The 13285-nt window shown below is 71.9% G+C and carries 11 protein-coding genes; 2 read left to right on the forward strand and 9 right to left on the reverse strand.

What is annotated here, in order from left to right; genetic code table 11:
- Nucleotides 1–65 precede the first annotated feature (65 nt).
- From MTDSW087_RS14490 to MTDSW087_RS14520, 7 genes are all read right to left on the reverse strand, one after another.
- Nucleotides 66–692 (reverse strand): TadE/TadG family type IV pilus assembly protein, encoded by a 627-nt coding sequence (locus MTDSW087_RS14490; RefSeq protein ID WP_144765028.1) that lies wholly within the window; start codon nucleotides 690–692, stop codon nucleotides 66–68.
- Nucleotides 692–1264 carry a TadE/TadG family type IV pilus assembly protein gene (locus MTDSW087_RS14495; protein ID WP_144765030.1) on the reverse strand — a complete coding sequence of 191 codons (573 nt, stop codon included), beginning with the start codon at nucleotides 1262–1264 and terminating at the stop codon, nucleotides 692–694. Before MTDSW087_RS14495 ends, MTDSW087_RS14490 begins: the two co-directional genes overlap by 1 nt.
- Complete coding sequence (locus MTDSW087_RS14500; protein WP_186383851.1) at nucleotides 1261–2544, reverse strand: TadE/TadG family type IV pilus assembly protein; 1284 nt, start codon at nucleotides 2542–2544, stop codon at nucleotides 1261–1263. The genes MTDSW087_RS14495 and MTDSW087_RS14500 overlap by 4 nt, the downstream gene beginning before the upstream one ends.
- 399 nt (nucleotides 2545–2943) lie before the next feature.
- Nucleotides 2944–3873 carry a DMT family transporter gene (locus tag MTDSW087_RS14505; protein WP_144765034.1) on the reverse strand — a complete coding sequence of 310 codons (930 nt, stop codon included), beginning with the start codon at nucleotides 3871–3873 and terminating at the stop codon, nucleotides 2944–2946.
- Between the two features lie 22 nt (nucleotides 3874–3895).
- Nucleotides 3896–5167 carry an arsenic transporter gene (locus tag MTDSW087_RS14510; RefSeq protein ID WP_144765036.1) on the reverse strand — a complete coding sequence of 424 codons (1272 nt, stop codon included), beginning with the start codon at nucleotides 5165–5167 and terminating at the stop codon, nucleotides 3896–3898.
- A gap of 57 nt (nucleotides 5168–5224) precedes the next feature.
- Nucleotides 5225–6514 (reverse strand): metallophosphoesterase family protein, encoded by a 1290-nt coding sequence (locus tag MTDSW087_RS14515; protein WP_144765038.1) that lies wholly within the window; start codon nucleotides 6512–6514, stop codon nucleotides 5225–5227.
- Nucleotides 6515–6816: 302 nt separating this feature from the next.
- A complete protein-coding gene (locus MTDSW087_RS14520) occupies nucleotides 6817–7482 on the reverse strand; it encodes a DNA-binding protein (RefSeq protein WP_144765040.1) in 666 nt (221 codons plus the stop codon).
- 254 nt (nucleotides 7483–7736) lie between these two features.
- On the opposite strand from MTDSW087_RS14520, the gene MTDSW087_RS14525 reads away from it, so the two are divergent.
- Together MTDSW087_RS14525 and MTDSW087_RS14530 are read left to right on the forward strand one after the other, a co-directional pair.
- Nucleotides 7737–8405 (forward strand): response regulator transcription factor, encoded by a 669-nt coding sequence (locus MTDSW087_RS14525; protein WP_144765042.1) that lies wholly within the window; start codon nucleotides 7737–7739, stop codon nucleotides 8403–8405.
- On the forward strand, nucleotides 8402–9781 hold the full coding sequence (locus tag MTDSW087_RS14530; protein WP_238179165.1) for a sensor histidine kinase: 1380 nt from the start codon (nucleotides 8402–8404) through the stop codon (nucleotides 9779–9781). Before MTDSW087_RS14525 ends, MTDSW087_RS14530 begins: the two co-directional genes overlap by 4 nt.
- A 13-nt stretch (nucleotides 9782–9794) precedes the next feature.
- On the opposite strand, the gene MTDSW087_RS14535 is transcribed toward MTDSW087_RS14530, so the two are convergent.
- Both MTDSW087_RS14535 and MTDSW087_RS14540 read right to left on the reverse strand, forming a co-directional pair.
- Complete coding sequence (locus MTDSW087_RS14535; protein WP_144765044.1) at nucleotides 9795–11807, reverse strand: sensor histidine kinase; 2013 nt, start codon at nucleotides 11805–11807, stop codon at nucleotides 9795–9797.
- Nucleotides 11782–13170 carry a sigma-54-dependent transcriptional regulator gene (locus MTDSW087_RS14540; protein WP_144765046.1) on the reverse strand — a complete coding sequence of 463 codons (1389 nt, stop codon included), beginning with the start codon at nucleotides 13168–13170 and terminating at the stop codon, nucleotides 11782–11784. Before MTDSW087_RS14540 ends, MTDSW087_RS14535 begins: the two co-directional genes overlap by 26 nt.
- Nucleotides 13171–13285: the final 115 nt, after the last annotated feature.

Here is a 13285-nt window from a genome sequence, read left to right on the forward strand (position 1 = left end):
TCGGGGCGAGGGCGCGCGTCGGAGCCAGAGCATGAGGCAAGCCGGAGCCGACATGCGCCGCCCCTTCAGGGACAGGCCGCGCCGCCCGGCATCACCACTTCCGGATCGGCGGAGAAGCTGGTCCCGGACCGCACCGGCCAGGTCACCGCCTCCGACCATGTGAGGGAGAGGTTGAGCCCCTTGACCACCTTCGGCACCACCGCGCCGAGGATCGACTTGTAGGGCATCGTCACCTCGGCCAGGACGAAGCGCGCGCCCACCCGCTGGAAGTTCGTCGGCACGAGGATGCCGGCCGCGGTCCCGACCGCGCGCTTGCCGGAGGTCGGGTAGGTGGAGCAGACATAGGCCGCGTCATGGCCGTTCGCCTGGTAGATCCCGATCGCGGAGATCTGGATCGTGGCCGCCGAGGCCTGGAACGGGGCGAGGACCGGCCCGGCCGAGGCCAGGATGTCGGACATCAGGGCTTGCGCGATCGGGCTCTGGCTGTCGCCCTGGGCCGTGAGATCGGCCAGGGTCCGGCCGAGCTGGACCACCTTGCGCCTCTGGTCGACGGCGTTGACGACCTCCGCCGTGGCCAGGACGAGGGTGAGCAGGATCGGCAGGAGGAGGGCGAATTCCACCGCGGCGATGCCCTCGCGCGCCCAGCGGAAGCGACGGAGCGCGCTCGGCCAAAGCAGGCGCTCCGACGACATCAGCAGGCGCTCCCGCTGCCGGACTGGTAGGGCTCGACCCGGAACACCGCCGCGGCCTGGAGGAGGGCCGAGCCGTCCGAGAAGGCCGAGAGCCCGAAGCTCAGGCCGCGCGCGAAGAGCGGGTACTTCACCGCGGCCCGCACCACGGCGATGCTCTTCGGCCCGGGGCAGGCATAGGTGCTGCCGAAGCCGGCGGCCCAGTTGCCTGCAGTCACCGCCGAGGCGCTGGCCGAGCTCGACGTGAACGAGCTCGCCACGCGCACGTCGAGCTTCAGGTCCGTGCAGCGGAACATCCAGTCGTGGGAATCGAGGTTCTGCCCGCAGATGCTCGCCTGCAGGTTGCGCAGGATCTGGACTTGGTCGGTCGAGCCGGCATTGCTCTGCTGGAAGGTGCCGGTGAGCAGGCTGCGCGTGGCCTGCTGCAGGGCGAGCGCGAGGCTGTCGCGCGCGAGATAGACCATCGCATACTGGCAGAGGACCAGCGCCAGGATGATGAACAGGCTGCCGACGATGGCGAACTCGACCGTGTAGGCGCCCCCGCTCTCCCGGCTGAAGCGGCGGAGCGTCCTCATTGCGACAGCCTCACCTGCGTGAAGTTCTGGAAGATCACCTGGAAGGCCGCACCGATCGAAGGGGTCGTCGCCGCGTTCACGAACAGGTTCGGCGTGCTGGCGCAGGCGGTCAGCTGCGGGACGATGTCGTCGAAGCGGGTGCCGGGATTGCCGATCCGACTCGGCTGGCCGAGCGTGGCCATGTAGCCCCAGTCCCAGGTCATCTTGAGGTAGGGCGCGTAGAGGACGCCGACCGAGACGCTGCGGTCGAGCTTGCGGCAATCGGCCGGCGCGAACGGCGTGACCTGCGGCCTCAGCCAGGGCTGCGAGCTGCTCCAGGTCCGGGTCGGATCCTGCACGCCGTCGGTGGCGATGATGACGAGCTTCTTGGCCGTCGTGGTCCCGTCGCCGCCCGTTCCCACCGCCGAGGCGAAGGAGGGCATGAGCGTGCCGAACAGGGTCGCCCCGTCATAGTCGCCCGAGGTCGACGGCGCCTGGGGCAGGTTGCTGGAGGCGGTGCCGAGCGTGCTCGTGAGCGGCACCACGGCCGTCAGGGTGGTGCTGAAGGAATAGACCGCGATTCGGAGCCGCCGCGAGGCCGAGCTCTGGTTCTGCAGCCAGGTGACGAAGTCGGTGATGCCCTTGTCGATCTCGTTGATCCGCAAGGTGACGCCGTTCTTCTGCGCCCACTGGAAGGCATCGTAGGACGTGTTCTTCACCGGCGCGCCGTCATGGCACGCGAAGGCGCAGCCGATGTTGTTGTTGAGCTTGTCGATGTCGGCCTGCGTCGCGCCGATCGCCATCGAGCCCGAGACGTCGATCAGCAGGTAGATGTCCACCATCGGGGAGAGGTTGAGGCTCGAGACCGCGGTGCCGCCCAGCGGGAACTGCTTGAAGCCGGTGACCTTGAGCAGCGTCGTCGCGGTCGCCGCGGTGTAGCTGCCCGTCACCGTGACGGTGCGGTTCTGCGGCACGATGGTGAAGGTGGCCTTGGTGCCGGGCGGCAGGTTCGGGGCGGAGTTGAACGAGTCGTTGGCGGCCTGCAGGGCGTTCGCCACGATGGTGGCCGTCGAGAGATTCCGGGCATCGTCCGCCTGTGCCTTGTTGGCCGCGACGATGACGGCGGCGTCGAGGGCGTTGTTGATCCGGGTTCGATCCTGGATCGCCCGGCCATAGTCGATCGCCCCACCGGCAAGAGCGATCAGCGGCAGCAGGAATATCCCGAACAGGATCGGCATCGAGCCGCGACGATCCATCACGACCCGACGCGCCAGCCGCCGGAGCGTCGTCGGCGCGCGCATCGTCCGTATCATCTAAGTTGTCCGACGCGGCGTGACTGAGGCATTCGATTCTTTGATCGCAGCGTTGTTTCCCGTCTTCGGCGGCATGCTTCGCCTCGACGAGCGCACGACGTTCGATTTTGGTGATGTAAAATAAAAATACGTTAACATTCGCGGCAATAAAATCCAACATCATGCTCCAAAGTGCAGATTCAAATGCTGTTTGCATTAAATGCCGGCAATGATTGCATGGAGTTGTGGTGCGTTTATTTGCGCCGGCCTCGGCAGGCCGGCCGAGCCCGATCGCAGCGCCGGTTGATTCGGTGGATGCCGCCACGGCGACCGCGCCCTGCGCTACCGGGCCGCCACGGTGCCGGCCGCGAGCACCACGACGGCCGGCAGGCGCGCATCCGCCTTCCGTCAGAACAGCGAGATCAGGACGATGCCGGCCACCATCAGGGCGGCCCCGCCGAGACGCGCGGCGCCCGCCCGCACCTGCTTCATGCCGAGCCAGCCGAAATGGTCGAGCGCCACCGAGGTCAGCAGGTTCGCGGTGATGAGCAGGCCGTTGAAGGCGCCCGCGCCGACCTTGTCGACGAAGAGCAGGCCGGCGAACACCGCCACCGCGCCGGTGAGGCCGGCGAGCGGCATCCACCAGCGCACGCCTTCGATGTCGGCTCGCTGCGGCAGCGGCTTCGGACGCAGCAGGAAGACCAGCACGAAGACGAAGACCACCGGCAGGAACGAGACGAGCGCCGCCAGCCAGGGGTTGACCAGGGCGCCGCGCAATTGCGCGTTCCAGACCACGCCGATCGCCTGGAGCGCGCCAGCCACGACGATGAAGGGGTAGAGCAGCTTCGGGTTGAGGCCGTGGCCGTCCTCCTTCGCCGCGCCCTTGTCCGGCGTGACGCGGGCGATGAAGGTGACGCCGATGGCCATGAGCAGGCCGCCGAGCCAGGGCATCGGCTTGAAGCCGCCCCCCTGCAGCCCGAACAGGCCGAGGGAATCCAGCGCGAGCGAGGTCAGGATGTTGGCGGTCAGCGTCAGGCCGTTGAAGGGGCCGGCGCCGACCTTGTCGACGAAGGCGAGGCCGCCGAACACCGCCACCGCGCCGGCCACGCCGCCGAGCGGCGCGTACCAGGGCATGGCCGCGAGGCTGTCGAGGCCGGGCAGCGGCGTCGGCATCACGATGAACAGCGTCGCGAAGACGAAGACGATGGGCAGGAAGGAGACCGAGGCCGCCAGGAACGGGTTGACGAGATGCCCGCGCAGCTGCGAGTTCATGGAGTTGCCGAGCGCCTGCAGGGCGCCGGCCACGATGATGAAGGGGTAGAGCAGGGCGGCGGTCACGCGGTCACTCTCCGGAGCGGGATCAGACGAGGATCAGGGCGGCGAGCGCCAGGACGAGGGCCGGCGGCATCACGAGGAGCCCGAGCTTCAGGAAGGCCCAGGCCGACACGTCCTCGCCCTCGCGCCGGATCGCGGTGAGCCAGAGGATGGTCGCGAGCGAGCCGGTGACCGAGAGGTTCGGCCCGAGATCGACGCCGATCAGGATCGCGCCGGCGATCGTCTCCGGGACGTGGGCCGCCTGCACGGCGGCACCCGCCAGCAGGCCCGCCGGGAGGTTGTTCACGAGGTTCGAGCCGAAGGCCACGATGGCACCGCCGGCCCAGGCGGTCGCGGCCGGATCGCCTTGCGCGGCGCGCTTCAGCAGGTCGGCGAGCATGCCGAGCACGCCGGTCTTCTCCAGGGCCTCCACCAGAACGAACAGGCCCGCCACCAGCGGCAGCACGCTCCACGACACGTCCTTCACGACCTCCACGAGGCCGCCGCGGTTGATCAGCAGCACGACCAGGGTGGTGGCGAGGCCGGCGGCGAAGGTCGGCAGGCCGAGCTCGATCCCGGCCGCCGAGGCGCCGATCAGGGCCGCGCCGGTGGCGACGATGCCGGCGCCCGCGACCTTGCCACTGAGCCCGAGGCCGGGCGTCGCGACGTCGGTCGCCACCGTCTCGCCCTTGAGCGAGCGGTTCTGGGTGAGGCGGAGCGCGACATAGGTCGCCACGATGGCGAGCACGGAGGGCAGGGTGAAGGTCGCGAGCCAGCGGCCCAGCGGCGGCATATGGTCGGCGAAGACGACGAGGTTGGCCGGGTTGGAGATCGGCAGCACGAAGCTCGCCGCGTTGGCGATGAAGGCGCAGACGAACAGGTAGGGCAGCGGCTGCCGCACCCCCGCGGCCTTGGTGGCGGCGAAGACGGCCGGCGTCAGCACCACGGCGCAGGCGTCGTTCGAGAGGAACACCGTGACCACGGTGCCGACGACGTAGACGAGCAGGAACAGGCGCGTCGCCGAGCCCTTCGCAGCCCGCACGGCATGGGCGGCGAGCCAGTCGAACAGGCCCTCCTTCCGGGCGATCTCGGAGAGCAGCATCATGCCGACGAGGAACAGGTAGACGTCGGTGCCCTTGGCCACGCCCTCGAGGGCCACCTGCCACGGCATCAGGCCGAGAACGACGAGGAGGGCGGCGCCGAGCATCGCCCAGATCGCCTCCGGCCAGGAGAAGGGCCGCAGGATCACGCCGAGGGTCGCCACGGCGGCGATGATCCAGGTGGTCAGGTTGAGGGGGAGCCCCCAGGCGGCAGCCACGGTCGTCGTCTCACGTCTCGAGGAAGGATCGGCGGCCGGCAGGCCGGCCGGATTGGGTTACCATTTGCGCCCGGCCCGGTTCGGGCCGAGCTGGTCGCCGCGCACGCCCTTCTGGAGCCAGGCCCCGATCCGGACGGCGTCGCTGCCCGGCCGGTCCGGGATCGCCGGCTCCGCCTGGGGCTCGGCGGCGAGGTCGGGCGGCTCGATCACGTCGGTATCGACGAAGTCCGGCCCGTGCCCCGGCCAGCGCGCGTCCACCGCCTCGACCTGGAGGCTGCGCGCTCCGGCCGGCCAGGCGATCCGGGCCTCGAAGCTGCGCGCCGAGACGCGCTCCATCACGGTCCAGGCGCCGCAATCGACCCGGCAGTGGCAATAGGCCGGATCCCGGTCGGAGAGCACGAGGGCGCGCACGCGGATGCGCCCCCGCGCGTCGGGGACCATGCCGCTGGTCTCGGCGCTGGCCGGCACCGCGGCGATCCGGCGGTCGGCCGGGCTCGTGATGAGGACGAAGGGCGGCTGCCGGTCGAGCGCCCGGAAGCGCCAGCTCGTCACCGGGCCGTCGATGGCCGCGACCGCGTAGCCCACCGAGCCGTCCTCGTTCTGGCCGACCGAGCGGGCCGCCGCGTAGAGGGTGCGCCCGTCATGCGCCAGCTCGTTGTAGTGGGTGTGGCCCATCTCCACGAGGCGCACGCGCCCGCCCCAGATCAGCCCGGCGATGTCGAGCCGCTCGTCGGGCACCCGCAGATCGTCGGGATAGGCGTGCATGAAGACCGCGCAGGGCTGGCCATGGCCGGCGGCGGCCGTGATCTCATCCGAGAGCCAGCAGGTCTGCGCGCGGCCGAGGCGGAAGTCGAGGCCGATGCCTTTGCGGCCGAAGCCGGCGCTGACCATGTCCACGAACAGGCAGCGCACCCCCGAGACCGTCTCGGCATAGTAGTATTGCGCGACGTCCCGCTCGGCCTCCGGCTGCGGCAGGCGGTTCACCACCGGCGGCTGCCTCCAGCCGCCCGCGCTGTCCGCGACCTCCGTGAACAGATCGTGGAACGCCGCGACGGACCCGTGCTGGCGGTCGTGGTCGCCCGGGATCAGCCGGATCGGCAGGGCCGGGTGGCGCGCGAGGGCGGCGCGCAGGATCGCGTATTGCCGGGCCGTCCCATCCTCCGCGATGTCCCCCGGCAGGTAGACGAAGTCGAAGGCCTCGCGCGGCGCGCAGGCGGCGATCTGGTCGAGGATGGCGGCGAGGTCGCGCGCATTGGCCTCGCCGCGCCCGGTGAGGTGAAGGTCCCCGACATGCAGGAAGACGAAGGGGTCGTCTCCCCTCGGGCGGCGCGTCCGGGCGGCGGCCATCTCAGGCCCCGAACGCCCGGATCGGCGGCCGGGCGGCATGGGCGGAGGAAGGGCGCTCGTCAGCTTGCATCCGACCGTGCTCCGTCGACAATCATCGCGTTCAGGCGAGGGGCGGCTCAACCCTTCCGGGCAGCCGCCGCTCAAGTTCCGGCACGGGGCCGGGTTCCGGCACAGCGCATCACGAGGGCGCGAGGGCCTGGGATATCCAGAACATCAGGCTAAACCCACGCCCCGCCCGATCCATTATTCAACTGTCAGTTGCTGAATCCAGGCCTCACCTTTCGGATGCGGCCGCCGGGCTCTCAGAGCAGTGGGCGCTCGCGGATGCGGCCGTCGAAATCGACGTGCAGCAGGCGTTCCCGCCCGTCCTGGCCCTTGGCCGCGACCTCCAGGTGGCGCGGTCCGCGACCGGTGACGCGGACGTCGCCGTAGCCCGCCCGCTCGACGGCCGCGGTCAGGGCGGGCAGGTCCGGCCGGGGGGCGAGGCCGACCCGGTCCTTCGCCCAGTCCAGGCTGCCGGGCGACGGGCCTCCGGCCCGGCCGAGGAGCGTCGGGGCGCCGTCCGCGCGGGTGATCATGCGGGCGTGGAGGAAGCCCTTCTCGAAGCGGCCCTGGACGGTGACGGTCTCGCCCTTGGCGACGAGCGCGCCGTCCTCGCCCGCGCGGCCGGTCTCCACCAGGGCGCGGCCGGTCCCGTCCTGGAGGACGAACTTATTGCCGAAGATCTCGGCGACCTCCCCCTTGGCGGCGATGGCGCCGGACGGGGCGAGGGCCGAAATGGCGGTCGGCGCCACCGGGGTGGGCTGCATCGCCGGGCCGGGCTGGGCGAGCGAGAGGCCGACCGCGCCGAGGGCGAGGGGCGCCGCGATGGCGCCGACCACGAGCCCGCGGCGCGGGCGGCGGGGTGGGGTCGAGCGCGGCTCCGCGACCTCGCGGGCGGTGCCGTCGATGAGCTTGCCGTCGGTCATGGTGATCGGGTGTCCTGTCTGCCATTGCCCCTTCGGGGTTGGCAGACCTCTAGGATTCCGGCCGAAATCCACCCTGAACCAATTCGTTCAGGTTCGGTTAAACAGCCGCTCCTAGAGCCGTGCCCGATCACGTTGGATCGGGACGCGACTCCAAGCCCTTGTCGTGACGCGCTCTCTTTCACCGAACAGGCTTCCGGTTCGGCGCAGGGACCCGCACGCGAGCGCAATCCTCGGACGCCTTTGCCGGTACCGCCATGAAGATCCTGCTGGTCGAGGACGACGCGGCGCTCGCCGCCGAGCTGTCCCGGGTGCTGCGCGCGGCGGGCTTCGCCCTCGATCTGGCCCGCAACGGCGTCGATGCCGGGCATCTCGGCGAGACGGAAATCTACGACGCCGTCGTGCTCGATCTCGGCCTGCCGAAGCGGGACGGCGTCGCGGTGCTGCAGGATTGGCGCGCGGCCGGGCGCACGATGCCGGTGCTCGTCCTCACGGCGCGGGACGGCTGGAGCGACAAGGTCGCCGGCTTCAAGGCGGGCGCCGACGACTATCTCGTCAAGCCGGTGCGGGTGGAGGAGCTCGTGATGCGCCTGCGCGCGCTGGTGCGCCGCAGCCAGGCCAGCGGCGCGCCCCGCATCACCTGCGGCCCCCTCGTCTTCGATCCCGGCCTCGGCACCTTCGAGCATCACGGGCTGCCGCTGCGGCTGACCGGGCTCGAATGGCGGGTCCTGTGCTGCCTCACCCTGCGCAAGGAGGTGGTGGTGCCGCGCGCCGAGCTGATCGAGCGGGTCTATGACGGCGATGCCGAGGTCGATTCGAACTCGGTCGAGGTCATCATCACGCGCCTGCGCCGCAAGATCGCGCCTGCCTCCATCGAGACCGTGCGCGGCCACGGCTACCGGCTGATGCCCGCGGGCGCCGCGTGACCGCGCCCCGCCCGGCGCTGCGCAGGCGGTTCCTCGGCCCACCCGGCTCGCTTCAGCGGCGACTCCTGCTGGCCGCGGGGGCCTTCCTCGGCATCGCGCTCGTCGCGGCCGGCCTCTCCATCGGCTTCATCCTGCACCGCTTCGTGCGCGGGCAGGTCGACGGACGGCTCGACGACCGCATCCTGTCCCTGGTCTCCGACCTGCGCCCGGCGCCCGGCGGCGGCCTCTCCCTCGGCCGGGACCGCGACGGCCCGCCCTTCGACCGGCCCCGCTCCGGCTGGTACTGGCAGATCCGCCGCGGCGAGGCGCGGCTCGGCTCCGCCGCGCTGGAGGGGCGCGACCTCGCCGTCCCCGAGATTGCGGGCCGGCGCCGGAAATCCGAGGAGCCCGTGCCCGCGGACGGTGTCGGCCCGTGGGGCGAGAGCCTGATCCTCCGGGTGCTGACCCTGCCCGGCAAGGGCGACGCCGCCCCGACCGTGCTCGTCGCCTCCGCCCCCACGGCCGCCCTGCGCGGCCCGGTCCTGGAGGCCCTGCGCACGCTCGCCGCCTGCCTCGGGGTGATCGGCCTGTTCCTGTTCGCCGGGGTGCTCGTGCAGATCCGCCTCGGGCTGCGCCCGCTGCTGCGGCTGCGCGACCAGCTCGCCGCGGTGCGAACTGGGGGCCTGCACCGGCTTCCGGAGCGGCAGCCCGCGGAGGTCCGCCCCCTGGTCGCCGAGATGAACGCGCTGCTCGACCAGAACGCCGCCAATCTGGACCACGCCCGCGCCCATGTCGCCAACCTCGCCCACGGCCTGAAGACCCCGCTCGCGACCCTGTCGCTGGCGCTCGCCGACGCCCCGTCCGACCGCGACGGCGCGCTCGCGCGGCTGGTCGAGGGCATGGACCGGCGCATCCGCCATCACCTGCGCCGCGCCCGGGCGGCGGCCGTCGGCGGCCCCGTCCGCGCCCGGGCCGAACTCGCCGCGCACGTGGCCGACCTGTGCCTGGTCCTCGGCCGCCTCCATGCCGGCAAGGACATCGCGTTCGCGGCGGACGTGCCGGGCGACCTCGCTTTGGCCTGCGACCCCCAGGATCTCGACGAGATGCTGGGAAACCTGATCGAGAACGCCTGCCAATGGTGCCGCGGCCGCGTCCGGATCGCGGCGCGGCGCTTAGGGACCGAGGTGGTCGTGCGGATCGAGGATGACGGGCCGGGCCTTCCCGACGGGGTCCGGGACGCGATCCTGCAGCGCGGGCGCCGCCTCGACGAGAGCCAGCCCGGCCACGGATTCGGGCTGCCCATCGCCCTGGAACTCGCGGCGTTCTACGGCGGCTCCCTCGTGCTCGACACCTCCGATCTCGGCGGCCTCGCGGTGCGCGTGACGCTGCCGGCCTGACCCGGGGCGCAGATCAGCCCGGCACGTGGATCGCCGGCAGCCAGACCGTGAAGACCGAGCCGCGGCCGACCTCGCTCTCGACCGTGATCATGCCGCCGTAGCGCGCCATCAGCGTGTAGCTGATCGAGAGGCCGAGCCCGGTGCCGCCATGCGTGCGGGTGGTGAAGAAGGGATCGAAGACCTTCCGCAGCCGGTCGGGCGGGATGCCGACCCCGGTATCCGCCACCGCGATCGCGACGCCCTCGGTGCCGGCGCGGTCCTCGTCCGCCGTCGTCAGCCGGAGCAGGCCGCCCTGCGGCATCGCGTGGATGGCGTTGACCATCAGGTTGATCACGACCTGCTGCAACTCCGTCGGGCTGACCTCGACGGTGCGGGTGGCCGCATCCGCGCTCTCGATCGTGACGTCGGCGCGCTCGAGCAGATGGCGGACGAGCACGAGGCAATCGGCCACGACAGCGGCCGGCACCACGGATTCGACGTAGCCGGCATATTCGTCCGGCCGGGCGAACTGGAGCAGGCGCGTGACGATCATGTTCACGCGGTAGACCTGCTGGTCGATGAGGTCGAACTCGGTCCGGACCTCGTCCGCCGCCGGCCCGAGCGCCTCGCGCGCGACCTCGAGATTGCCCTGGATCACGGCGATCGGGTTGTTGATCTCGTGGGCGACGCCGGCCGTGATCTCGCCGATCGAGGCGAGCTTCTCCGACATCACGAGCTGGCGGCGCGTCTCCTCGAGCTGGCGGGTGCGCTCCTCGACCCGCGCGTCGAGCTCGCGGGCGAAGGCGCGCAATTCCGCGTCGCGCGCTTCGAGGCGGTCGAGCAGCTCGTCGAAGCGGCGCGCCACGAGGCCGATCTCGTCGTGGCTGGGGACGGTTCCGGTGCGCGCACCGAGATCGCCGGCATCGACGGCCGCGATGGTGCGGTTCATGCGCTCCAGCGGCTGGAAGATCGCGCGGGCGAGCCTGAGCAGGAACGGCACCGTGACGATGGCCGCGACGGCGAAGGCGGCGATCACCGCCGTCACCATGGCCCAGCGCGCGAGGCGGAACGGACGCTCGAGGAAGCCGACATAGAGCATGCCGACCCGGCGGCCGGCGCTGTCGGCGACCGGCTCGTAGGCCGAGATGTAGCGGTCGTTCACGACGAAGGCGCTGTCGAGCCAGGTGCGGCCCTGGCCGAGCACGGCGTCGCGCACCTCCCGCGAGACCCGGGTGCCGAGCGCGCGGCGGTTGCCGAACAGGCGCACGTTGGTGGCGACGCGCACGTCGCCGAGGAACAGCGTCGCGGTGCCCTGGCTGCCGGCGGGCAGGTCGGCATGGGCGTAGATCAGCTCGTTGATGGTGTCGACGAAGCCGAGATTGCCGTTCAGGAGCGAGCCTCCGACGAGGGCGCCGCTGCGGCCGTCGGCGAGCGGCGCGGGGCTCGCCGAGTGGATGACGAGGCCCCGCGTCTCCACCGTGCGGTCGGTCTCGGCCGCGGCCGGCGTCGGCACGAGGTCGAGGCGCGCCCGCGCCGCCATGTCGGGCGAGAGCGCGGCCATCTCGCCGGACTCGAGGATGTCGAGCGCGGTCTCCGGCCGGCCGGCGAGCGCCGTGGCAACGACCTGCCAGCGGGCGGGGTTCGACGGCGCCGCTCCCGCGGGCGAGGCAGCCAGGATCGTGCCGTCGGGGGCCGTCAGGTAGAGGAAGTCGAGGCCGAGCGCGGTCCGGCGCGCCTCGAGGAGCGCGTCGAGGCCGCCGGCGCGCGCGGCCCCGGCGAAGGCCGCCGATTGCCCGAGCGCCGCGATCTGCTCGTCGCCGCGCTCCATGATGCGGCGGAGGTACTGGCGGGCGATGATCAGGTCGTCATGCGCCTTCGAGACGAGCAGCGCATCGAACTGGGCGAGCCACCAGAACAGGGCGAAGCCGAGGACGACGGGCAGCACCGCCACCATCGGCAGCAGCGCGATGGCGAGCAGGCGGACGCGGACCGAGCGGAGCCCCCAGCCGCCCGCGGACGGCTCAGAGATCGGCGGGCGGCTCGGCATTCCATTCCGCGCATTTGCGGTCGAGGGTCTTGCGCGAGACGCCGAGCCGGCGCGCGGCCTCGGCCCGGTTGCCGTCGGAGGCGGAGAGCACCCGCAGGATGTGGCGCTTCTCGACCTCGGCGAGGTCGTCGGTCCGCTGCTCCGCGGGCGCGCCGGAGCCGGGCTCCCCGAAGGTGCCGAGGATCAGGGCGCGCTCGATGCGGTTGCGGAGCTCCCGGGCGTTGCCCGGCCACGGATAGGCCTCGAAGCGCTGCAGCACGCTCGACGCGATCGGCAGCGGCGGCAGGCCGAGCTGCACCGAGAGCTGCTCCATGAACATCCGCGCGAGCGGCTCGATATCCTCGACCCGCTCGCGCAGCGGCGGCAGGGGGATGCGGACCACGTCGAGCCGGTAGTAGAGGTCGGCCCGGAACTGGCCGGCCGCGACGCGGGCGGCGAGGTCGGCGTTGGTGGCCGCAACGAGGCGCACGTCGATCGGGATCTCGCGGTCCGAGCCCACGGGGCGCACCTTGCGGTCCTCGATCACCCGCAGGAGCTTCGCCTGCATGGGCAGCGGCAATTCGGCGATCTCGTCGAGGAAGAGCGTGCCGCCCTGGGCGTAGAAGAACAGGCCCTCGCGGGAGGAGGCGGCGCTGGTGAAGGCGCCCTTCACGTGGCCGAACAGCTCGCTCTCGATGATGTCGGCGGCGATCGCCCCGCAATTCACCGGCACGAACGGCCGGTCGGCGAAGGGCGATTGCTCGTGGAGGGCGCGCGCCGTGATCTCCTTGGCGGTGCCCGACTCGCCGGTGATCAGCACGGTGCTGCGCGTCGCCGCGGCGCGCGCGACGAGATCACGGGTGCGGACCATCTGCGGCGAGGTGCCGACGATGCGGTCGACGGCCTGCGTCCGCGCCACCGTCCCGAACTGACGGCGGAGGACGAAGTTCTCCCGCCGCAGGGCCGCCCGGTCGAGGCAGCGCACCACCGCGTTGAGGATCTGCTTGGTGCGGAACGGCTTGAGCACGAAATCGGCCGCGCCCGCCCGCAGGGCCTCGATCGCGGTCTCGAGATCCGCGAAGGCGGTGATCAGGATCACGTCCGTGAACAGGCCGTCGCGGCGCAGGTCCGCGAGCCAGGAGAGCCCCGTGCGCCCGCCCAGGATGTTGTCGAGGATGATGAGGTCGAACCGGCTCGTCTCGAGCAGCGCCCCGGCGGCGGCGGTGTCGCCCACCGCCTCGACCCGGGCGCAGCGCGGGGCCAGCGTCCGCAGGAGGAAGTTGCGCATGCCCGGCTCGTCGTCGACGACGAGGATCTGCGCCTGGGCGAGCCAGGGGTCGCCGGCAGCGGCGGGATCGTCTGTGGCGCCGGGGCCAAGGGTCATGGAACCGTGATCGGTCCAGCGGGAGGGGCCGCCGCAAGCAGGCTCACGGCCGAGTCTGCTTAGAGGAAGCCCGCCCCGCTGGCGATGCGCTGACCCGCCGGCCGGGGGCCGGCGG

Source organism: Methylobacterium dankookense, assembly GCF_902141855.1.
Classification (GTDB): domain Bacteria; phylum Pseudomonadota; class Alphaproteobacteria; order Rhizobiales; family Beijerinckiaceae; genus Methylobacterium; species Methylobacterium dankookense.

Bases quoted from the DNA above. Each gene is read 5' to 3' on its own strand.
- MTDSW087_RS14490 (WP_144765028.1), bottom strand. From the start codon at position 692: ATGTCGTCGGAGCGCCTGCTTTGGCCGAGCGCGCTCCGTCGCTTCCGC.
- MTDSW087_RS14495 (WP_144765030.1), bottom strand. From the start codon at position 1,264: ATGAGGACGCTCCGCCGCTTCAGCCGGGAGAGCGGGGGCGCCTACACG.
- MTDSW087_RS14500 (WP_186383851.1), bottom strand. From the start codon at position 2,544: ATGCGCGCGCCGACGACGCTCCGGCGGCTGGCGCGTCGGGTCGTGATG.
- MTDSW087_RS14515 (WP_144765038.1), bottom strand. From the start codon at position 6,514: ATGGCCGCCGCCCGGACGCGCCGCCCGAGGGGAGACGACCCCTTCGTC.
- MTDSW087_RS14520 (WP_144765040.1), bottom strand. From the start codon at position 7,482: ATGACCGACGGCAAGCTCATCGACGGCACCGCCCGCGAGGTCGCGGAG.
- MTDSW087_RS14525 (WP_144765042.1), top strand. From the start codon at position 7,737: ATGAAGATCCTGCTGGTCGAGGACGACGCGGCGCTCGCCGCCGAGCTG.
- MTDSW087_RS14535 (WP_144765044.1), bottom strand. From the start codon at position 11,807: ATGCCGAGCCGCCCGCCGATCTCTGAGCCGTCCGCGGGCGGCTGGGGG.
- MTDSW087_RS14540 (WP_144765046.1), bottom strand. From the start codon at position 13,170: ATGACCCTTGGCCCCGGCGCCACAGACGATCCCGCCGCTGCCGGCGAC.